17 protein-coding genes are annotated in these 20,559 nt (G+C 64.3%); 6 read left to right on the forward strand and 11 right to left on the reverse strand.

Translation table 11 applies throughout. The features are described 5' to 3' along the window. The first annotated feature begins 4 nt into the window (after positions 1-4). A complete protein-coding gene (folE, locus tag QQS38_RS19990) occupies positions 5-688 on the forward strand; it encodes a GTP cyclohydrolase I FolE (RefSeq protein ID WP_479647085.1) in 684 nt (227 codons plus the stop codon). Positions 689-695: 7 nt separating this feature from the next. On the opposite strand, the gene QQS38_RS19995 is transcribed toward folE, so the two are convergent. From QQS38_RS19995 to QQS38_RS20020, 6 genes are all read right to left on the reverse strand, one after another. Then, on the reverse strand, positions 696-887 hold the full coding sequence (locus tag QQS38_RS19995) for a hypothetical protein (RefSeq protein WP_479647086.1): 192 nt from the start codon (positions 885-887) through the stop codon (positions 696-698). A gap of 25 nt (positions 888-912) precedes the next feature. After that, complete coding sequence (locus QQS38_RS20000) at positions 913-1,647, reverse strand: phosphatase PAP2 family protein (protein ID WP_479647087.1); 735 nt, start codon at positions 1,645-1,647, stop codon at positions 913-915. Positions 1,648-1,986: 339 nt separating this feature from the next. After that, positions 1,987-2,910, reverse strand: coding sequence for a DMT family transporter (locus QQS38_RS20005; protein ID WP_479647088.1), 924 nt, complete (start codon positions 2,908-2,910; stop codon positions 1,987-1,989). A gap of 106 nt (positions 2,911-3,016) precedes the next feature. Beyond that, positions 3,017-3,865 carry an AraC family transcriptional regulator gene (locus QQS38_RS20010; RefSeq protein ID WP_479647089.1) on the reverse strand — a complete coding sequence of 283 codons (849 nt, stop codon included), beginning with the start codon at positions 3,863-3,865 and terminating at the stop codon, positions 3,017-3,019. Continuing rightward, positions 3,862-4,806: a serine O-acetyltransferase EpsC gene (gene epsC / locus QQS38_RS20015; RefSeq protein WP_479647090.1), complete on the reverse strand. Its 945-nt coding sequence runs from the start codon at positions 4,804-4,806 to the stop codon at positions 3,862-3,864. Before epsC ends, QQS38_RS20010 begins: the two co-directional genes overlap by 4 nt. A gap of 123 nt (positions 4,807-4,929) precedes the next feature. Next, entirely contained in the window at positions 4,930-5,166 is a 237-nt protein-coding gene (locus QQS38_RS20020) for a hypothetical protein (RefSeq protein WP_479647091.1), read from the reverse strand. Positions 5,167-5,562: 396 nt separating this feature from the next. Between QQS38_RS20020 and QQS38_RS20025 the strand changes: the two genes are divergently transcribed. Then, positions 5,563-6,030, forward strand: a complete 468-nt coding sequence (locus QQS38_RS20025; protein WP_479647092.1) for a hypothetical protein — start codon at positions 5,563-5,565, stop codon at positions 6,028-6,030. A 117-nt stretch (positions 6,031-6,147) separates the two neighbouring features. Continuing rightward, on the forward strand, positions 6,148-6,750 hold the full coding sequence (locus QQS38_RS20030) for a short chain dehydrogenase (RefSeq protein ID WP_479647093.1): 603 nt from the start codon (positions 6,148-6,150) through the stop codon (positions 6,748-6,750). Between the two features lie 110 nt (positions 6,751-6,860). On the opposite strand, the gene QQS38_RS20035 is transcribed toward QQS38_RS20030, so the two are convergent. Together QQS38_RS20035 and QQS38_RS20040 are read right to left on the reverse strand one after the other, a co-directional pair. Continuing rightward, a complete protein-coding gene (locus QQS38_RS20035; protein ID WP_479647094.1) occupies positions 6,861-8,441 on the reverse strand; it encodes an aldehyde dehydrogenase (NADP(+)) in 1,581 nt (526 codons plus the stop codon). Between the two features lie 451 nt (positions 8,442-8,892). Further along, positions 8,893-10,188, reverse strand: a complete 1,296-nt coding sequence (locus QQS38_RS20040) for an Nramp family divalent metal transporter (RefSeq protein ID WP_479647095.1) — start codon at positions 10,186-10,188, stop codon at positions 8,893-8,895. Positions 10,189-10,726: 538 nt separating this feature from the next. Here QQS38_RS20040 and QQS38_RS20045 point away from each other — a divergent pair. Both QQS38_RS20045 and bluB read left to right on the forward strand, forming a co-directional pair. Further along, positions 10,727-12,025 carry a cobyrinate a,c-diamide synthase gene (locus tag QQS38_RS20045; protein ID WP_479647096.1) on the forward strand — a complete coding sequence of 433 codons (1,299 nt, stop codon included), beginning with the start codon at positions 10,727-10,729 and terminating at the stop codon, positions 12,023-12,025. Next, the gene (gene bluB, locus QQS38_RS20050) at positions 12,009-12,683 is read left to right on the forward strand and encodes a 5,6-dimethylbenzimidazole synthase (RefSeq protein WP_479647097.1); all 675 of its coding nucleotides are present in this window, start codon (positions 12,009-12,011) and stop codon (positions 12,681-12,683) included. Before QQS38_RS20045 ends, bluB begins: the two co-directional genes overlap by 17 nt. A 13-nt stretch (positions 12,684-12,696) precedes the next feature. Here the strand turns inward: bluB and QQS38_RS20055 are convergent, their stop codons facing one another. The 3 genes from QQS38_RS20055 to QQS38_RS20065 form a co-directional block, all read right to left on the reverse strand. Next, a complete protein-coding gene (locus QQS38_RS20055) occupies positions 12,697-12,942 on the reverse strand; it encodes an H-NS family nucleoid-associated regulatory protein (RefSeq protein ID WP_479647098.1) in 246 nt (81 codons plus the stop codon). Between the two features lie 881 nt (positions 12,943-13,823). Continuing rightward, a complete protein-coding gene (locus tag QQS38_RS20060) occupies positions 13,824-18,290 on the reverse strand; it encodes a response regulator (RefSeq protein ID WP_479647099.1) in 4,467 nt (1,488 codons plus the stop codon). Positions 18,291-18,826: 536 nt separating this feature from the next. Next, the gene (locus QQS38_RS20065) at positions 18,827-19,399 is read right to left on the reverse strand and encodes a flavodoxin family protein (protein WP_479647100.1); all 573 of its coding nucleotides are present in this window, start codon (positions 19,397-19,399) and stop codon (positions 18,827-18,829) included. Between the two features lie 632 nt (positions 19,400-20,031). On the opposite strand from QQS38_RS20065, the gene QQS38_RS20070 reads away from it, so the two are divergent. Beyond that, positions 20,032-20,556 (forward strand): peptidase associated/transthyretin-like domain-containing protein, encoded by a 525-nt coding sequence (locus tag QQS38_RS20070; protein WP_479647101.1) that lies wholly within the window; start codon positions 20,032-20,034, stop codon positions 20,554-20,556. Positions 20,557-20,559 lie beyond the last annotated feature (3 nt).

Here is a 20,559-nt window from a genome sequence, read left to right on the forward strand (position 1 = left end):
AACGATGAAGGAAGGATCCCGGGCCAAGAAACCGGAAAAAGCCGAGCAAGCCCGCAAGCGCGGCAAGCCGGCAGGCGCATCGAGCGCCGCGCCGGCACGCCCGAGCCGCAGCGAAGCGGAAGATGCGGTGCGCGTACTGCTGCGCTGGGCCGGCGACGATCCCGCGCGCGAGGGTCTGCTCGATACGCCGGCACGCGTCGTGCGCGCCTACGAGGAATTTTTCGAGGGGTACTCGCACGATCCGAAAGAGATTCTCGCGCGCACCTTCTCCGAAGTCGACGGCTACGACGAAATGGTCGTGCTCAAGGACATTCGCTTCGAGAGCTACTGCGAGCATCACATGGTGCCGATCATCGGGCGCGCTCATGTGGCCTACTTGCCCGATCGTCGTGTGGTCGGCATCTCCAAGCTAGCGCGGCTCGTCGATGCGTTTGCGAAGCGGCTGCAGATTCAAGAAAAAATGACCGTGCAGATTGCCGACACACTGAACGAGATATTGCAGCCCAAGGGCGTCGGCGTGATCCTAGAAGCCGCGCATCAATGCATCACGACGCGCGGCGTCCATAAGCCCGGGGTACAGATGGTCACCTCGCGCATGCTCGGTTCGTTCCGCGACGATGCTTCGACGCGGCGCGAATTCTTGGCCATCGTCGGCAATTCCGGCGCGTTCAACGTTCCCAATACTTGATCGACGCTCAGAACCGGTAGTCGAATCTCGCATAAGCGGACTGCGCCGACGCATGCCCCACGTTCAAGAGCGCGTCCACGCCAACGGCCACCGCAATGGCCTTCGTCGGGTGGAAGCCGACGCTTGCCCCCGTCGTCAGCAAAGCGCGCGGCAAGTCGGCGCCCGGCGCCGAGAAGGTCGTCCCATCCCGCGACGTCACTGCCAAAGCGGGGGGACGAGTCGCGCTACTGCGCGTATTGGCCGATGTGGGTCAAACCAAATGCCAATAATCGCAATTCGTCGAATTGCGTGGCCAATTCGAAACTGAGTAGGAATGCCGCGCCAAAAAAGAGCCCCGGATAGCGCTCGGCGAATGCTAAAACCGGCTTGCTCACGAACGCGCGAACCCGCGGCAAGTTGGCGAGACAGGCGATGCCCGCACCGAGCGCCAAGCCCACCAGCAAATCCGTCGGATAGTGCAGGCCGAGATAGAGGCGGGGCAAGCAGATCAGGACGATCACATGCAGCAGCGCGTAGATGCCGGCAGGCCGCGACGCGAACAAAATGGCGGTCGCCACTGCGCCCCACAACATGGCATGGTCGCTCGGAAAGGAACTCCAGGTTCGCGGCAGCAGCACCTTCGCGTTTGGCGGCGGATATAGCGCGTGCAACTGCGGCTCGAAGATCGGCCTCAAGCGAAACGGCAATTCATGCGCGAGCAAGCGGCCGATCGCCAGCGCAATGAGGCCGCCGACGATCGCGGCAATCACGAGTTCGCGCGCATGGCGCCGCGCGGCTTCGCCCTGGGCACCGATCTGGCGCTCCGGGCGGAACCATATCCACCAAAGCAACGTGACGAGCGGCAGGCCCCGAGTCAAATCGAATTCCGCAAGCGTTACGGCGGCGCGCACGAATAAGGGCGAGTGAATATCGACACGGCTCATGGCATGAATGAGCCATTCATCGAAAGAAATCATCATTGCGTTGTGCCCATTCCGTTGGGTTCTTGAAAATCCATACCGGATCAGCAGAGAACGCTACCATGCGTATTTTTTTACCCCCATCGAAGTTACATTTTTCAACACACGATTACTGCGCGGAAAATTTGTTCGACGCATGCGTTCGGGCCGGAAAAAAATGACCGGCTAAGCTGACGAAAGGCCAGCGCGCTTTGTTTTCACGCACATAATTCACGCATTGGGTATTAGTTAGGATATCGAACCAACATCGCGAGCTGCCCGATCTTCGCGATCTACCCGATTTTCCTTTACCTGCACGCAAGCATTGAGTACGCGCTGGCGCGCAAGTCCGCGACGCGGCTAGGCACGCGCGAGTCGGCCGCTCCGATATCGCCCCTCCAACGCGATCAGCGCCACGCCGGCCAATACGCAGGCGAGGGCCCACCAATGCGCAAGACTCATATGCTCGTGCAGAAAGACGGCGGCAAACACCGCCGCGGAAATTGGCACGAAGGCGGTCAAGGCGCTCGCTTGCGCGCCTGCAATGCGAGAGGCGCCGGCAAACCAAAGGAAGAACCCGACGACCGTAGGCACGAGCGCGTAGTAAACCACCCCGAGCATCGCGGTAGGGTCGAAGGTGGCAGTCCATGGCCGTTCCAGCAGCGCGGGGAGGAGCGAAAGCAAGAGGCCGATGCCGGTCATCAGCGTCGACATCTGCAACGGAGAAACGGGTGTCCGCAGGCGCTTGTTCAAGAGGATGAATACCGCTTCACACAATACGGCGCCCAATACGCAGAGATTTCCGACCCATAAGGCAGGCGCCTGCCCGCGGCCGCTCAGCGGCGGCGCATCGGCAGCGCCGACCGTGCAAACCAGCACGCCGGCCGTCGCCAGAGCGATCGCCGCTATCGTCATCGCGCCCGGGCGCTCGCGCAGCGCAACGACGGCGAAGAGCGCCGCCACCGCAGGCAAGGTCCCCGCGATCAGGCCGGCATCCGTCGCGGTCGCGAGCCTCACGCCGCTGAGAAGCAGCACCGTGTAGCCCACGCTGCCCGAGCCCGATTGCAAAATCAACAACGACGCTTCGCGCCAGCCGACGCGCGGCCAACGTTCGCCTGTCAACGCCATCGCGAATAGGAATACGGGCAGCGCGATGCCGAAGCGCAGCGCCGTTGCCGTGAACGGCGGCAGCCCATGGACGATGAGCTTGCTCGCCACCACCGTGCTGCCCACGCCGACCATCGCCAGCGCGCAATAAAGATAGCCTGTGAAGCGCCGCCCCATCTGCATTGCATCGCCCCTTTCGTCAAAAGATGAGGCGAGATTAGGCGCAGGGCGCTACCGGGTCTTGAACGAAATTGCAGGGCGGGCTGCCAAGGGCAACCCGGCATCAACGGACGGCGCTTGCGTACTGCGCCGGCGTCACCCCTAGCGTGCGAGCGAAGGCGCGCGTCATATGGCTTTGATCGGCGAATCCGGCGCCGACGGCCGCATCGGCGAGCGATGCTCCTCGTTCGATCAGATGTCGTGCGAGCGCAATTCGACGTTGGATCAAATACGCGTGGGGCGGCAGGCCCGTATCGCGCGCGAAGCCGCGCAGAAGTTGAAAGCGGCTCAAGCCCGCTTCGTCGGCAAGCGTAGCCAATGTAACGGGGGCGCACGGATCGTCGTCGATGCGCGCCTTCGCCCGCCTTATCGACGCACTCGCGGCCGCGACCGATTCCGCTTCCGGCATGCGCTGCCGCACGCTCGCATGAGTGCGTACGAATCTCGCCATCAATACGAACAGCGACGTTTCGCGCCCAAGCGCTTCGTCGTGCATGCTCATCGCGCCGGTCCCGATCTTCGCCGCAGCGGCGAAAGCCTGCTCGAAACAAGCGGCAAAAGCGTCGTCGCGCAATACGGGGCGCTCGAATTCGACCGAGGTCGGTGTGGCCGAGCCGAGGTCGCGCGCCACCTCATACACCTGCGCCGGATCGAAATAAAGCATGCGCCAGGCACGGCCGCGCTCGTCGAACGGGCGGCCGTCGTGCACTTCTCCAGGGTTTGCGGTGATCACGTCGCCCGCGCGCGCTTCGACCGGCCCACGACCGCTTGCGGAGCGCTGCGCACCGCGCCATACGCGTCCCACGCCGAACATGTCATGCGAATGGCGGCCGAACGATTGCGCCGTATCGGCGGTCGTCGCCTGCACGCCTGCTACGACGCAACGATGCATGACGACGCGCCCGCGCTTCATCGCCGCACGCGTCCTCGCGCATCGGCCTCGCTCCCGCGATCGCCCTCGCGTATGCTGCCCTGCGATACGCTCGCGCCCGGCGCCACGCTATGCGTCAACCAGACGTTGCCGCCGATGACAGCGCCGCGCCCGATCGTCACTCGGCCTAGAATCGTCGCCCCGGCGTAAATGACCACGTCGTCCTCGACGATCGGATGCCGCGCGTGCCCCTTCACGAGTGCGCCGTCGGCATCGGCCGGAAAACTCTTCGCGCCGAGCGTGACGGCCTGGTAGAGGCGCACGCGCTCGCCGATGACGGCGGTCTCGCCAATGACGACGCCGGTGCCGTGATCGATGAAGAAACTGGGACCGATTTGCGCGCCCGGGTGGATGTCGATCCCTGTTGCGGAATGCGCGATCTCGTTGATGAAGCGCGCAAGCAGCGGCACGCCGAGCCGATGCAGCGCATGCGCGAGCCGGTGGTGCATGATCGCGAGCACGCCGGGGTAGCACAGCAAAATTTCCGTGATGTGCTGGGCCGCCGGGTCGCCCGCGTGCGCCGCCCGGATGTCGCTCACGAGCATGGCGCGAATGCCTGGCAACTGCGCCGCGAAAGAGCGCGTGATCTCGAAGGCCAACGTTTCGAGCTCGGGCGCGGGCGTATCGGCGTGCTCGGGCAAAAACCGCAGTGCGCGTTTCACTTGTTCCCAAAGCAGCCGCAACGTGCTTTCGAGCGTATGTCCGACGTAATAGTCGACGCTTTCATCGGTCAGATCCGGCGCGCCGTAGTGAGTGGGAAACATGACCGCGCGCAGGCACTCGACGACGCCCACGATCGCGTGGCGCGAGGGCAGCTCGCGAATACCCTGCGGATGGCGTGTGCGATGCAGCGCTTCGCGCGAAGCGCGCAAATCGGCAACGATCTGATCAAGGCCCCAATGGTGCGAAAGCGGATTCGACATAGTGATAAAAACGGCGGCGTGGCCGCATCGAACGATGCGGATATCCGGAAAGATTACCGCGTTTTGCGCATGCTCGGGCAAAGCGCTGGTTTCAGGGCGCACATACCGCCCGCGATTCGCCCGCTAGACCGTGAGGCTGCTTGCGTCGATCCAACGCACGGCCCAGTCGCGGGCATGGGCAATCGCGGCGGCTTCGTCCTCGAAGCGCAGCTCGTTGGGGAAGAAGCGATTCGCGACGAGTTCGCCGTCGCTCGAGCGAGAAATCACGACGTACGGGTGATAAGAGCCGTCGCCCGCCCGCGCGGGCGCGCAATTGAGCAAGTATCCGCGATGCGTGAATGCGGCGTCGGGGTGATGCATGGTCGTCACCTGCCTCCCTTGATACGCTTGCTGCCTCGTCGTGCGATGCGCCGAGCAGCCGCGAAAGCCAAGCGCTTGACTGCGTTTTCCCCACGGGCGCCGGCTTGCAGGATTCGAATCATACTCTGTCGGAAACGCCGGTTCTACGGAAAATAATTGGGGTTTAACAGCGCAGATGGGTAAAAGAGCGCGCGCGCCATAGCCCACCGGAGCCGGAACAGCTCTTGCATCGATCCACGACGCAATGCCGAGCGCCGACGCTCGACACGAGCGTACGCTGGCGCACCCGAAACGCTTGAAGTTGTTCGTGGCTGCGCTACGATTGTCGAACGACTGCGCACGCTCGGCGCATCCGCGCGGCGGGTGCAAGGGCGCGGTCAACCTTGCGAGCGAATCATGAACGCGAGCCACCCGTTACCCGGCGCACCGACGCCGCATGCGCGCCGTGCGCCCACGCCGCGCGGGGCACCGTTCGAACCCGGCTCGGCCAGGCGTTTTTCGATTGCGCTCGCTTGCCTCGGCGTGAGCTACGCGCTCGCCTGGCTCGAAATGCCGCTCGGGCAAATCGCACCGGCCCCGGCGGACAGCCCCGCTCCGGCTGCCGCCGCGCTCGCAGCCGCGCTCGTGGCGCGCGTCCTGCTCGGTTTGCTCTATGCGTTCGTCGCTCTGCGGCACGCGTGGGCACGATGGACGACCGTTGCGCTCTGTCTCGTCTCGGCGGCGTTCGTCGCGCCCATGCTTCCGCTCGAATGGCGCGCATTTCCGCTCGGCGCACTCGTGACCGGGGCCGGCCTCGCAGCCAAGCTCGTCGCCGGCGCGCTCTTGATGTTGCCGCTGCGCAGGCAAGGCGATACGCGCTCATAATGCGCGCTGGTGCGGCGCGCTGCGCCACACATTGCCTGTTTCCACCTCCCTTGCCCTGCGAGCGATTTCAGGCATTCGCCTGCGCGTTCCACGCGTAACCAGACCCTAGGAGCCGAAATGAAAGTTGTCGTGATTGGAGCGAGCGGCACGCTCGGCCGCGCCGTCTGCGCAGAACTGAAGCAACGTCATGAAGTGATCGAAGTGGGCGCCACGCGCGGCGATTATCACGTCGATGCGACCAATCTGCCGAGTGTCGAGCGTTTATTTCACGAAATCGGCCGTGTCGATGCAGTCGTCGCCACCATCGGGAAGGTTCATTTCGGGCCATTTCACGAAATGACCGCCGATCAGTTCTGGATCGGCCTGCGCGATAAGCTCATGGGCCAAATCAACGTCGTGCTGGCAGCGCAACATCACGTCAACGACGGCGGGTCGTTCACGCTGACGGGCGGCATTCTCGCCGACGAACCGATCCGCGAAGGAATCAACGCCACCACCGTCAATTTCGCGTTGGAGGGCTTCGTGCGCGGCGCGGCGATCGAATTGCCGAGAGGGTTGCGCATCAATCTCGTGAGCCCGACGATCCTCGAAGAATCGGCCCAAGCGTACGGCTCGTACTTTCGCGGGTTCGAGCCGGTCAGTGCGCAGCGCGCCTCCTTGGCGTTCAGTCGCAGCGTAGAAGGCGCCCAAACAGGGCGCGTCTATCGGGTCGGAAGCTGAAGGCCGCAATGCGGGCCGTCACGCGCGCCGTTTAAGCGGCGCGGCGCGCACGGCAAACCCACCTGCAACGCGGGCGGCGATTCGGCGAAATGCACCGCCCCGCGTGTTGCTCAGCGACGCTCGAATGCGCCGTCGCGCAAGCGCCAGAGGTTCAACGGATTGTCGTCCTGCACGGCTTGCGGCAACAGCTCGGCCGGCAAGTCTTGGTAGCAGACGGGCCGCAAGAACCGCTCGATCGCGAGCGTGCCAACCGAGGTCGAGCGCGGATCGGACGTGGCCGGGAACGGCCCGCCATGCACCATCGCGTGCGATACCTCGACGCCCGTTGGAAAGCCGTTCGCCAAAATGCGGCCGGCCTTGCGTTCGAGCGTGGGCAGCAACTTGCGCGCGAGCTCCACGTCGTCGCGCTCCATCTGCAAGGTCGCCGTCAACTGCCCTTCCAAATGCTCGGCCAGTTCGATCATTTCATCGATGTTGGCGCACGTCACGATGAGCGAAGTCGGCCCGAAAATCTCGTCTTCGAGCGGCGGCGCAGCGAGAAATTGCGATTTCGTCGTCGCGAACAACTCCGGCAGCGCCGCGTGGTGCGCATCGGTGCTCGCACCCTGTGCGACGCGCGTCACGCCCTCCACGCCTGCGCGCTTGCTCACGCCGTCGCGGTAAGCGCTCGCAATGCCGGCCGTGAGCATCGTTTGCGCGCCCTTCTTCTCGAGCGCCTTTGCGGCGGCGTCGACGAACGCCTGGCGCTGCGGCCCGTCGAGCACAACGACGAGCCCCGGGTTCGTGCAGAATTGGCCCACGCCGAGCGTCAGGGATTCGACGAAGCCGTTCGCCACCGCTTCGGCCCGTGCCGCCAAGGCGCCGGGGAGCACGAAGCAAGGGTTGATGCTGCTCATTTCCGCGTAGACGGGGATCGGTTCGCGGCGCCGCGCGGCGATGTTCATCAGGGCGATGCCACCGCCGCGCGAACCCGTGAAGCCGACGGCCTTGATGGCCGGATGTGCGACGAGCGCTTCGCCCACGGCATTGCCCGCGCCGAGCACCAGCGCAAACACGCCCGCGGGCAACCCGCACTCGGCGACGGCTTCTTGAATCGCGCGCCCCACGAGTTCCGAAGTGCCGAGGTGGGCCGGATGCGCTTTGACGACCACCGGACAGCCTGCCGCCAGTGCCGACGCCGTATCGCCGCCCGCTACCGAAAACGCGAGCGGAAAGTTGCTCGCACCGAACACGGCCACGGGACCGATCGCAATCTTCTGCTGCCGCAAATCGGAGCGCGGCAGCGGTTTGCGCTCGGGCATCGCCGAGTCGAGCGTTGCGCCGAGCCAGCGGCCATCGCGCACGAGTTGCGCAAACAGCTTGAGCTGGCCGACGGTACGCCCGCGCTCGCCTTCGAGGCGCGCCTTGGGCAGCGCCGACTCCGCATGACCGCGCTCGATGAGCGCATCGCCCAGCGCCATGATGCGGTCGGCAATCGTTTCGAGAAGACGCGCGCGCGTTTCTAGCGGCGCCTGGCGAAACGGATCGAAGGCTGCTTGCGCCAAGCGGCAAGCGCGGTCGACGTCGTTCGCATCGCCGGCGCCGAATGCCGGTTCGATCTCGCTGTTGCGGGCCGGGTCGAACGCGCGCAGCGTTCCGGCAGTGCCACGCACCGAGGCGCCGCCGATCAGCATATCTCCCGTGATCTGCATCGTGAGGTTCTCCAATTTGCGCCGGCTCGCGGTCCGGCAGTAGTCGCAATAGCGGTGACGGGCCAGGCCGCGTCGGAACCCTTGATCTTCGCATGAATCCGCATTTCGCGAGCAGGATGGCAAGCGTGCCCAAATCCTGGGACGGTGAGCTCCCGAAAACCCTCACCTGTTGTTAGGTGCTCCGGTTCTGGGTGAAGATCGGGGTGGGCATACGGCTCACCTGCGAAGTCCAAGGATGCTGCCGCGCCATGCCGGATAGCCCTTTTTGCCGTCCCGACGGCCCACTTGGCGTGTCTGGAGGAAGGATGCGTGAGGGCAAACCACCTATCGGGCCTCACCGAATCGTGCTCCCGAAAACCCTCACCTCGGGCACCGACTGCCGACTGCCGACCACCGCCGTCCAAGTCCCGTCGCACTCGCGCGTCGCGCCGCAGTTCGGCCGGCCTTCGATTCAGAACGGCCACAGCTGCACGATCAATATTGCATTCATGGCCATGATGCCCAGCAACGCCACGATCGCAAGGAACAGCATGGCGCGCCCCAATCGATGTTCGCCCATGATCCGCCGACTGCTCGCAAAGCCGATGAGAGCAAGCATGGGCACCGGCACCGCTAGGCTGAGCACCACCTGGCTCAGCACGAGTGCGCGCACCAGCCCAACCCCTAGCGCGACCACCACGAAGCTAGGCGCCATGGTCACGATGCGGCGCAGCCATAACGGCAGCGATATACCGAGGAAATCTTGCATGATCGCCTGGCCCGCCATGGTACCGACCACCGAGCTCGATATGCCCGACGCCATCAGCGAGGTCAGAAACAGCGCAGCCGCCATCGAACCGAACAACGGCGTCAACGTGTGGTACGCGACTCCGATATCCGTCACCTCTTTATGCCCACTGTGAAAAGCGCCGGATGCCATGATGACCATGGCCATATTGACGAGCCCGGCCACCGTCAAAGCGATGGCGACTTCCGCATTCGAGTAGCGAACGAGTTTTGCGCGCTCTTCTTCAGTGCGCGGCCTGATGCGTTCGCCCGTCAACCCCGAGTGCAAGAACAGCGCATGCGGCATCACGGTCGCGCCGACGATGCCGGCCGAGACGATAAGGGCCTCTCGATCTGGCACCGCCGGCACCAGTACGCCATGTAGGACGGCGCCCCATGGGACGGTGACGAACAGCAACTGAGCCACGTAAGCGATGGCGATCAGGCCGACGAGCGCGCCGATCGCGACTTCGAGCGGCCGAAAGCCCTGCCTTTGAAGCAACAGCAACGCCCAAGTGAAAGCGGCCGTCACCGCCATGCCGAACAACAACGGAACGTGGGCGAGCAGCGAGAAGCCGATCGCGCCGCCCAGGAACTCGGCGAGATCGGTCGCCATCGCCGCGATCTCGCTCACCGCCCACATCGCCAACACGACCGGTAGCGGCAGACGGCGCGCACAGAGCGTCGCCAGACTCGACCCGCTCACGATGCCGAGCCTGGCCGACACGGCTTGGAACAACATCGCCACGAGGTTCGCGAACAGCACGGCCCATAGCAACGTGTAGCCATACGCGGCGCCGGCCTGCAGGTTCGTCGCCAGGTTGCCGGGGTCCATGTAGGCCACCGACACGACGACGGCCGGGCCCGCGAACGGCAACAGCAGGTGCACGCCGCGCCGCCGGCCCTCGAGCGCCTCGCGTGCTTGCGACGCGGTGCGCTCGCTCCAGGTGCGTTCACGTTCGGACAGCGGCGTGTCGTTCATGTGCCAGTCCCCGTTCGAAGCCGAACGATCAGCGCGGCGCACGGCCATGCAGGCGCCTTCGTGTCTGCGTCTCGTCCGAACTTTCCCTCTCAGGCGCTCAGTTTGGCAGGGTTTGTCCATTTCGGCAGCGCCCGCCGGAGCCGACGCGCCGCTCGAAGCGGGAATGGAACCTGCTATTTGCAACGCGATCCGTCGGATCGATCGACGATCCGCATGAAAACGTCGCCGCGCAGTCGGTTTCCGGCAACGACGTGGCGTCGGTGCGCGAGATCTCGCACAAGTAATCCGTTGCCATTGCTTAGGACAACTAAGTTTCGATGGCCATGAGGTAGATGGCTACCTCATCGGTTCGCAACGATCATTCCCACTGCGGCCGAAATGCAATGCGCCGACATGCGCTTGTCGTGCGGCCGTAAGGCAGGCGCTTTACACTGCGCGTATCGCTCATCCGCCGCGCAAGCGCCTGCGTCATGCCGATCTCATCGCCGTTCGTTCGCTCCCCCGCCGCTCCCGGCAATCGCTTTGGGCAGGGCTGACCATGCCCTCGTGTCCCGCATTGTTCATTGGCGCCGTCGCATCCGGCCAAGGCAAAACGACCATCGCAGCCGCGCTGGCGCGCGCTCATCGCCGCCGCGGGCTGCGAGTGCGCGTCTTCAAAACGGGGCCCGACTTTCTCGATCCGACGATCCTAGAGCGCGCTAGCGGCGCCCCCGTCGATTCGCTCGACCTGTGGATGGTCGGTGAAAGCGCCTGCCGGCAACGATTGGCAGAGGCGGCAGGCGAGGCCGATTTGATCATCGTCGAAGGCATGATGGGCCTGTTCGACGGCACGCCGAGCGGCGCCGATTTGGCATTGCGCTTCGGGTTGCCGGTTGCCGCCGTCGTCGACGCCCAAGCAATGGCCCAGACCTTCGGTGCGATCGCGCTCGGACTCGCTCGCTTTGAACCGTCGCTCGATTTTCACGGCGTCTTCGCCAATCGCGTCGGTTCCGAATACCACGCGCAACTCCTGAAGGACGCATTGCCCAGCGACGTACGATGGCTCGGCCATGTGCCGGGTTCCGAACACATTTCGCTCCCCGAACGGCATCTTGGCCTTCACGCGGCGATCGAGATCGACGATATCGATGCGCGCATCGATCGCGCCGCCGACGCGCTGGCGACAACGGCGCTCGCGCAATTGCCGCCGCCGGTGGACTTCGACGCGCCGCCCGAGCCGCCGCTGCCCCGGCTGCTCGATGGCCTGCATATCGCCGTGGCGCGCGATGCGGCATTCTCGTTCGTGTATCCGGCCAATTTGCGATTGCTGTCCAAGCTCGGCGCGCGGGTCACCGAGTTCTCGCCGCTTGCCGGGGACGCGTTGCCGGCAGCGACCGACGCCGTTTACCTACCCGGCGGCTATCCCGAACTTCATGCTCCGGCGCTCGCGCGCAACACGCGTACGTCGAGCGCGATCGGAGCGCATGCAGCGGCAGGTAAGCCTCTGTTCGCGGAATGCGGCGGCATGCTCTACCTGCTCGAAACGCTGACCGACAGCGCGGGGCTGACCACTCCGATGCTCGGCCTGCTGCCCGGCCGCGCTACCTTGAGCCGGCAACTCGTCGCGCTCGGCATGCAGTCGATTGCCGGCGTGCACGGCGAGATGCGCGGTCATACGTTTCATTATTCGCAGGTCGAGACCACCCTCGCGCCGGCCCTCATCGCGCGCTATGTGCAATCGGACGCGCCCGGCGAGGCAATGTACCGCTCCGGCGCGGTCGTCGCCTCGTACCTGCACGGATATTGGCCCTCCAATCCGGCTTTCATTGCCGCACTCTTTCATGGCCACGCAATTTGACGATGACGAACGCGCGGCTGTCTACCGCGCCATTTACGAACGCCGCGACATGCGTCACTTCGTACGCAAGCCGGTCGACGCTGGGGTGCTGGCGCGATTGATCGACGCGGCCCATCACGCGCCGAGCGTAGGCTTCATGCAGCCGTGGCGCATCGCGCGCATTACGGACACGGCGTTGCGCGCCGCTCTGCACGCCGCCGTCGAACGCGAGCGCGTGCGCACGGCCGAGGCGCTCGGCGAGCGACAGGATGAATTCATGCGCCTGAAAGTGGAAGGCATGCTCGATTGCGGCGAATTACTCGTGATGTCGCTGATGGACGGCCGCGACAAACACGTCTTTGGCCGTCGCACGATGCCCGAGATGGATCTCGCATCGGTTGCCTGCGCAATCCAGAACATGTGGCTCGCGGCTCGCGCCGAGGGGCTCGGCATGGGATGGGTATCGCTGTTCGATGCCGACGAAGTGCGCGCGCTCATGCGCATGCCGCCCGGCGCAAAACCCGTTGCGATTTTATGTCTTGGCCATGTCGAAGCGTTCTATCCGCGGCCGATGCTCGAACTCGAAAAATGGGCGCAGAGGATGCCGATCGACGAATGCGTATTCGAGAATTATTGGCCTTCGGGTCGGACGGCCACCGAGACATCCAGGGACGAATGACCCCAGGGGCGATCTAGGTTTCGCAACGGTAGAAGTCCATGTTCTGGCCGGCGGCCACGGCGCGGCGCAGCCAATCGGGGGGATCCCCGTATCCATCCCATGTGTTGCCCATTGCGTCGCGATAAAGAATGGGCCGCTCCGCCTGCTTATCGGCGGAAATCGATTCGGCAACGGCTTCCACGGTAATGCCGTATTCGTCCATGCGGCGTCGCAGCCAGCGAATCAACCGTTCGCGAGCTTCGCCTTCAAGCTGTTCCATCGATGATTCCGGTTATGGTTGATGCGGGGGCGCGTGAATGCCCCTGTGACCCGAGCCGAATCATACTCGACTCGCGGCCGAAAGGTTGCAGCCGCGCGACGGCGCTTGGCCGTGAGGCAGCGCGCGATTGTCTTCAAGCGGTGTCGACTCGAATTATCGATACAAAATCGCTAAAAGGCAAAACCACAAAAAGCTTGTGTCTCTTTTCACCTGCACGGAACGTTCCCGGCGCCGGTTCCCCATGCCAGGCGCATGACCGGCGCCGGCGCGCATAAATTCGTCACACGTTTACCGGACGGGACACGGCCAATGCTTCGGCAAACGCGCCGCGCCCGCGCGCAATAGCGTAGGGGCGCGGACCGATACAAGCCGAGCGATCCCCGCAATGTACATGCTTTCATGCACGGTCGAAGTGGGATCGACGGCATACCGTTATTTCTCTCATTATCCGTTTCGCCCATGGCATTGGGTATTCGGACGCCATTGCATCGATTAACGGCGGATTTCACGCTTTCGCCACCGATGCGACTCGCGCATCCAAGCCTCGAGTCCTCTCCCGAAAACACTCACCTTTCGGACAATACGAAGCTTGCCGGGCGTCGAAATCGCGCCGTCGGCGAGCCCGTTGCAACCTCGCCTTCGTCGGCCGACCTTCCGTGGCACCCAAGGGCGAATCCCTTGATGCATCACGCGGAGACGCCGAAAACGGCGCGCGCCGACGGCCCGTTGCACGGTGAGGGTTTTCGGGAGTTGCGGGGACGAAATCACGCGTCGCCGCAGCACTCCCGAAATGGCTCACCTTTGGCCTGCAGGGCAATCCCAACCGAATCGTTGGCCTCGCGCCATCCGCACCCCCGCGCCTCGACGACGCGCATTCCGCTTCAAATCGACGGCATGCGTCTCGCCTCATTCGTCGCGCCTGGGGCACCCGCGCGCTCTTGAACCACTGCAGCACGCGGCGCGCCGGAGGCCAAGCGCGCCTGCATCGCCGCGTTCATCGCTTCCTCGATGCGTTCCTTGTTGTACGGCTTGCGCAACAGCATTGCACCCGCGAGCGCCTGGTGATTGCTGTCGTCGGGCAGCGCATCGTAGCCCGTTGCGAAAATCACGCGCAGGCCGGGCTGCAACGCCAAAGCCCGCATCGCAAGCTCGTCGCCCGACAAATCGGGCAGCGAGATGTCGGTGACGAGCACGTCGAACGCTTGCTCGCTGAGTAGCCGCAACGCATCGGACGCATCGCCCGCCTCGGTGACGGCATGCCCAAGGTAACTCAGCATGTCGGCCGTCGTGAAGCGCACCATCGCGTCGTCGTCGACGAGCAGCACGCGCGCGCTCAGCCGCGAGGGCTCCGGCGCCGCTTCGGGTGGGCAAGGCTCCGGCAAGCTCGGCGCCTGAGGGGGCACGCCCGAGCTGCGCGGCTGATTGCGCAGGACGCTGCGAATCTTGCGCGCCATGGCTTCCCGGCTGTACGGCTTGCTGAGCAAATCGACGCCCTCGTCGAGCCGGCCGCCGTGCACGATCGCGTTATCGGTATAACCCGACGTAAACAGCACGGCGATGTTGGGCAAACGCTCTCGCGCCTTGCGGGCGAGTTCGGGACTACTGAGCGGCCCCGGCATGACCACGTCGGTGAACAGCAAGTCGATGGGCACGCCGCTTTCGACGATCGCCAGCGCACTTTGCGCCTCTTTCGCACGTAGCACGCGATAGCCGAGCTCCGACAGCAAATCGACGACCGTCCCGCGAACGTCCTCATCGTCTTCCACGACGAGAATCGTCTCGCTGCCGCCCGTGATCGGACCCGTATCCACGTCGGTTTCCACGTCTTCGGGCTGCCGGGCGCGCGGCAGATAAATCCGAACCGTCGTGCCGTGCCCGACTTCGCTGTAGATCTTGATGTGCCCGCCCGATTGCTTGACGAAACCGTACACCATGCTCAACCCGAGTCCCGTTCCCTGCCCCTCGGGCTTGGTCGTGTAGAACGGCTCGAAGACACGTTCCAGCAATTCGCCGGGTATCCCGCAGCCCGTATCGGTGACGGCCACCATCACGTATTGCCCGGCCGCCACGTCGCCGTGACGGGCGACGTACGTGTCGTCCAAAAACGCATTGCCCGCTTCGATCGTCAGCTTGCCCTGCCCTTGCATCGCATCGCGCGCGTTGATGGCGAGGTTCAACAGGGCGTTTTCGACCTGCACGGTATCGACGAAGGTGTTCCACAAACCGCCGGCGATGATCGTTTCGATCTCCACGCCCTCGCCCAGCGAACGACGCAGCATATCGTCGATGCCACGCACGAGCCGGCCCAGGTTCACCGTTTTCGGCGACAGCGGTTGCCGCCGGCCGAACGCGAGCAGTTGCGAAGCGAGACGCGAACCGCGGGAGGTGGCGGCGATCGCCGTCTGCAAGCGCTGCTCGGCGCGCACGTTGCCCGCCACATCGCGCCCCAGCAACTGCAAATTGCCGGCGATGACTTGCAGCACGTTGTTGAAATCGTGCGCGACGCCTCCGGTCAGTTTGCCGATGGCTTCCATCTTCTGCGCTTGCCGCAATTGGGCCTCCGTATGCGCGCGCTCGGCGATCGCCGCGGCCACGCGCCGCTCGAGCACGAGATTCGCCTCCTGCAAGACCCGCTCGGACTCCTTGCGATGAGTGATGTCGATAATGGAGCCGATGTAGCCGAGGAAGGCGCCATCGTCGCTGAATCGAGGTGCCGCCGCCGCCAAGGCCCAGCGATAAACACCGTCCGCGCGGCGCACGCGGCACTCGGCGCGAAACGGCTCCCCGTTGCTCGATGCCGATAAGAGCGAGGTTTCGTAGTGCTCGCGATCTTCGGGGTGCAACGCGTTCCATGCGCCATCGCCCACGGCCTCGTCCAACGATTGCCCCGTGAATTCGCACCATAGGCGATTCAAATAGGTGAGCGAGCCGGTGGGATCGCTCACCCACATCATCACCGGCGCATGATTGGCCATGTTCCGAAAGCGCGCCTCGCTCTCCAGCAGTTCGCGCGTGGCGTCTCTGCGCAAGCGCGCCATCTCGAGGTTGGCATTGACGCGCGCCAACAACTCGCGCGCCGAAAATGGTTTGACCAGGTAATCGTCGGCCCCGGATTCGAAGCCTTCGACTTGGGCCTCCTCCCCCGCCCGCGCCGACAACATGACCACGGGGAGATACTTCAACTGCTCATCGCTGCGGATCTCGCGCAAGAGACCAAAGCCGTCGAGACTGGGCATCATCACGTCGGTCAACACGAGGTCGGGCTTCTCGCGTCGAATGGCTTCCAGCGCGGAGCGGCCGTCGGCGACCGTCTCCACGTTCCATCGCTGACGCAGCAAGCGGCCGATGTAATCGCGCATATCGCGGTTGTCGTCCGCCACCAGCACGCGCGCTCCGATCGTGCCGCGGCCGAACGACCATTGCCCCATGTCCGCGGCAAACGCGCCGGGCGCATCGGCATCGCCGTCCGCATCGTCTTCGTCTTCCGCCCGCTCGTCTTCGTTTTGCGGCAGCCAGCGCAACGCCTCTTCGACATAGGCATCGGCGCGCCCGGATTTGCCCTCGGAAACCGGCTTGGCGCCGATGCGTTCAGGCGGCAAATGCCCGGTTCCGAACGGAACGCGCAGCGTAAACGTTGCGCCTTGGCCCACCTCGCTGTCGACGGCGATGGCGCCACCGTGCAGCTCGACGAGCTCCCGCACGAGCGCAAGCCCGATTCCAGTTCCTTCGAACGAGCGGCTACGCTGCCCTTCGACCCGATGAAAGCGCTCGTACAACCGAGGCAACTCGTGCGCCGGAATGCCGACTCCCGTATCGCGCACGATGACTTCGGCCGCCGCGCCGTCGGCCGACACCCGTGTGGCGACGCCGATCTCGCCTTCGAACGTGAATTTGAACGCGTTCGATACGAGGTTCAAAACGATCTTCTCCCACATGTCGCGATCGACATAGACAGGCTGCGGCAGCGGCGGGCAATCGATCGACAATTTCAGATTGGCGCGATCCGTCGCCGATTCGAAGTTCGACGCAAGCTCGGCCGTCAGCTTCGCCAAATCGGTCGGCTCGAACGCCGCGGCGGCACGGCCCGCCTCGATGCGCGAGAAATCCAGCAACGAATTGACGAGCTTGAGCAGCCGCAAACCATTGCGATGCGCGGTCACGAGCCGCTTGCGCTGCGACGGCGGTAGCGTTGCCGCCGTCGCGTAGTCGAGCACGTCTTCGAGCGGTCCCAGCATCAACGTGAGCGGTGTGCGAAATTCGTGGCTCACGTTGGAATAAAACGCGGTCTTTGCACGGTCGATTTCGGCCAGCGCCTCGGCGCGCCGCCGTTCGGCTTCGTATGCCTGCGCCTGGGCAATAGCCGCGCTGATTTGGCCCGCGACGAGCCCCAAGAAGGCGCGATAGTTCGCATCGAACAGACGAAACGGATTCAAGCCGACGACGAGCGCCCCGGCAAGCCCCGTCTCGCCTGAAGACGAGAGCGGCATCACCACGGCCTGCGACGGCGCTTCGGGCCATGGCCCCTTGGGCAACGGCGACGCCAAGGATCGTTGAAAATCCGACACGACGACAGGCGCATGCGTTCGAACCGCTTCATGCACGGGCCACAAGGCCGGTCGATCCGACGAAAGGCACGCCGGTGCGGCTTCATGTGCCGCATCGATTCCCCACGAACCGATCAGCCGCATTGGTGCATCGCCAGGCTCGGCCATATAGAGCAATGCGAACGGCAGATCGCGATCGTCGGCGCCCAATGCGTGGATGCAGCAATCGCTCGCCTCCTGCCAGCTACGCGTGTTCGTCGCGCCCGCGGCAAGGTCGCGCAACAGGGCGAGTTGTCGTTCCCCGATCACGCGCTGGGTGTCGTCGGTATTGGCGCAGATGATGCCGCCGACGCTGCCGTCGTCGTTCGGAATCGGGCTGAACGAGAAGGTATAAAAGGTTTCCTCGCGATAGCCGTTGCGCTCCATGATCAGCGGTTGCGCTTCGACGTAGATGGCGTCGCGCCCGCTCATGGCAAGCTCGAGCATCTCGCTGATGTCGTCCCAAATTTCCGTCCATACTTCGGACATCGCACGCCCGAGCGCCCCGGGGTGCTTGCCGCCGACGATAGAACGATACGCGTCGTTGTAAAAATAGACCAACGAAGGGCCCCAGCCGATCCACATCGGCTGCCGCGAATTAAGGATGATGCGCAGCGCCAGCTTCAGGTTCTGGGGCCATGTTTCCGGCTCACCGAGGGGCGTCGAGCGCCAGTCGTAGGCGCGAATGAGCTGCCCAAGCTCGCCCCCGCCGGACAGGAAATGAGTGTGATCTCGGTTGGGCAACAGATCGGATGCGTCGCTCATTGAGGATTCCTGTTTCGAATTGATCGCAAAGATAAGCTCATGGCGCGCAATAACCAATACGGCTGCTTCGGCATCGGATGGCGAGTCGCAACAGAGTTGGAAAGCCACGCCGCAACGTCTCACGTGCAGCAAAAATTGCAGCAAGGGCGTGGCACCGGGAAATTGAACCGATCGTCGGCGAAGAGGCTGCCGGAGCAGGTTTGGAATGGTCCTGCGGTCGCGCCCCAGCCGTCCGCGATCTAGCGGCGATGCAAATGCCCAACCGTTTCGTCTAGCATGGCGCGTGCCCGAGCCGGGAAGCCGGCCGCATGTCGTGACGAGCGTGCCCACCCTGCTCGTTTAGGAATCCTAATGAACCGATTGGACGGCGGCGCGCCGTCGCTAGATACACGGACGGGCCTGCGCACAGCGGTCTCCACGCCGGTGTGGCGACCGGCTCCGGCAAAGCGCCGTCCTGCAGATAGAGCGCTTCGCTCGTACTCGCGCGGCGCCGCCGCGGCGATCGGAGCGAAGCGCGTCAAGCGCTCAGCCGGCGATCAACGCAAGCGCGTGGCGAATTGCGCAACGCGCTGGCCGAGCAAGCGCGCCGTTTCGAGATCGCCCGATCGCGGCGCTTCTTCAGGCGATGCGTCGGAGGGTGAAATCGCCAACGCACCGGCAAAGCCCGCCGTCCAATTGACGTCGGATGGCCCGTGTTCTTTTTTGTTGGCGGGCATCAAGCCCGTGCCGATCCAGACTTGGCCATGCTGCTGCGATAGCGTCCAGAAATATTCCATCGTCGAGAATTTATCGCCGTTCGTCGAAGCCGATGTCGTGAATCCGGCCGCAAGCTTATTCTTCCAACCTTGCGTGAACCACACCTTCGAACTGGCGTCGGCAAACTTCTTGAACTGCCAGGCGGGGCCGCCCATGTACGTCGGGCTGCCGTATATCAGCGCATCCGCTTTCGCGATCTCTTCCCACGCGCCCTCCGGCAAGTCGCCGTTGGCGTCGATACGGTAGAGCGTGGCCTTCGCGCCGGTCTCGGACGCAGCGCCGGCTTGCACGGCCTCCGCGAGTTTGACGGTGTGGCCGTAGCCGCTGAAATAAACGATTGCAACGGTTGTCATGAACGAGAACCTCGATCGATAAGAAAACGCCAAGGAAATAGAGCGACCGATGCCGCCGCCATGAAAGATTCGCGCGAACGGACCGGCGAAGTGTATCGCCCAAATGCGAAACGCGTCGGCGAACACCCCTCACGCCCTACCGTTGAGCAAGGCAGCGCGTTGGAAGCGGCGCGCCGAGCTCCCGATAAAGCTCACCGTTGGCGCTGGCGGCCGCAGCGATGCCGTTCGAGCGTCCCGAAAGAGCTCATCGACTGGCCGTCCAACCAGTGGAATGGCCTACCGGATCCGACATCCGAGCGACCGAGTTTTCGGGATCGGCCCAAGCGGGGCGCGGCGCGGCGGCGCTCGCACGCGCGCCCCAAGGGTGCGCAGGAAGCGAGGCCGCGCACGCCGCTAAAGGTGAGGGTTTACGGGAGGGGGCTGGGCGCTGTCTGCGCGCTCCAAACGGCGGTCCGACTCGACGGCATTCGTGCGACGCCGGGGATACCGGTCCCTGTGCGCTCAGCCCGTGAGGTGAGCGTTTTCGGGAGAGCGAACGCGTCATTTGACCTGCGTCAACAGCGTCACGCGGCGCACGCGTACGGTATCCAGCAAGCATGCTACCCCCGCTCCGAGAGCGATAGGAGTTCAAAATGCACAACGGTTTTAGTCGAATGATATCGGGGCTCGTGATCGGTGCAGCCATCGCGAGCGGCATCGGCCTGGCGAGTCCGAGCACGTTTGCGCAAGCGGCTAGCGCGCCTGTAGCGATGCAAGGCGTCACATACCTGACCGGCGGCATCGGCGAAGACGACGTGCAGCAATTGCGCGCCGCTGCCGCAAAGTACAACTTGCGCGTGACGTTTGCGTCCAAAACCGGCGCCTACCTTTCCGATGTCGACGTGTCGGTCTCCACCGAGTCGAAGCGCGATGTGCTTTCGATTCGAACGGACGGACCGCTTCTGTTCGTTCAAGTCCCGCCGGGCCGATATATCCTCGCGGCCAACTATGCGGGCAAAGCGCAAACCAAGCATGTCACCGTTCCCCCAAAGGGTGCCGTGGATATCGTTTTGCGCTGGGACGACGCCGACACGGGGAGCGCGCAGGGCGCAGCGGTCCAACGTTGCCCGGGCTGCGCGCGGCGGGCGGGCCGGCCCATGCCGAGCTCGGCTCCTTAGGCC

It is taken from the genome of Trinickia sp. Z7 (assembly GCF_056498045.1).

What these genes read in the sequence shown, in the direction of transcription:
- QQS38_RS20025 (WP_479647092.1), top strand. Translation starts at nt 5,563, where the DNA reads ATGAACGCGAGCCACCCGTTACCCGGCGCACCGACGCCGCATGCGCGC.
- QQS38_RS20040 (WP_479647095.1), bottom strand. Translation starts at nt 10,188, where the DNA reads ATGAACGACACGCCGCTGTCCGAACGTGAACGCACCTGGAGCGAGCGC.
- QQS38_RS20065 (WP_479647100.1), bottom strand. Translation starts at nt 19,399, where the DNA reads ATGACAACCGTTGCAATCGTTTATTTCAGCGGCTACGGCCACACCGTC.
- folE (WP_479647085.1), top strand. Translation starts at nt 5, where the DNA reads ATGAAGGAAGGATCCCGGGCCAAGAAACCGGAAAAAGCCGAGCAAGCC.
- QQS38_RS20005 (WP_479647088.1), bottom strand. Translation starts at nt 2,910, where the DNA reads ATGGGGCGGCGCTTCACAGGCTATCTTTATTGCGCGCTGGCGATGGTC.
- bluB (WP_479647097.1), top strand. Translation starts at nt 12,009, where the DNA reads ATGGCCACGCAATTTGACGATGACGAACGCGCGGCTGTCTACCGCGCC.
- QQS38_RS20060 (WP_479647099.1), bottom strand. Translation starts at nt 18,290, where the DNA reads ATGAGCGACGCATCCGATCTGTTGCCCAACCGAGATCACACTCATTTC.
- epsC (WP_479647090.1), bottom strand. Translation starts at nt 4,806, where the DNA reads ATGTCGAATCCGCTTTCGCACCATTGGGGCCTTGATCAGATCGTTGCC.
- QQS38_RS20070 (WP_479647101.1), top strand. Translation starts at nt 20,032, where the DNA reads ATGCACAACGGTTTTAGTCGAATGATATCGGGGCTCGTGATCGGTGCA.
- QQS38_RS20020 (WP_479647091.1), bottom strand. Translation starts at nt 5,166, where the DNA reads ATGCATCACCCCGACGCCGCATTCACGCATCGCGGATACTTGCTCAAT.
- QQS38_RS20030 (WP_479647093.1), top strand. Translation starts at nt 6,148, where the DNA reads ATGAAAGTTGTCGTGATTGGAGCGAGCGGCACGCTCGGCCGCGCCGTC.
- QQS38_RS20045 (WP_479647096.1), top strand. Translation starts at nt 10,727, where the DNA reads ATGCCCTCGTGTCCCGCATTGTTCATTGGCGCCGTCGCATCCGGCCAA.
- QQS38_RS20055 (WP_479647098.1), bottom strand. Translation starts at nt 12,942, where the DNA reads ATGGAACAGCTTGAAGGCGAAGCTCGCGAACGGTTGATTCGCTGGCTG.
- QQS38_RS20035 (WP_479647094.1), bottom strand. Translation starts at nt 8,441, where the DNA reads ATGCAGATCACGGGAGATATGCTGATCGGCGGCGCCTCGGTGCGTGGC.
- QQS38_RS20000 (WP_479647087.1), bottom strand. Translation starts at nt 1,647, where the DNA reads ATGATGATTTCTTTCGATGAATGGCTCATTCATGCCATGAGCCGTGTC.
- QQS38_RS20010 (WP_479647089.1), bottom strand. Translation starts at nt 3,865, where the DNA reads ATGAAGCGCGGGCGCGTCGTCATGCATCGTTGCGTCGTAGCAGGCGTG.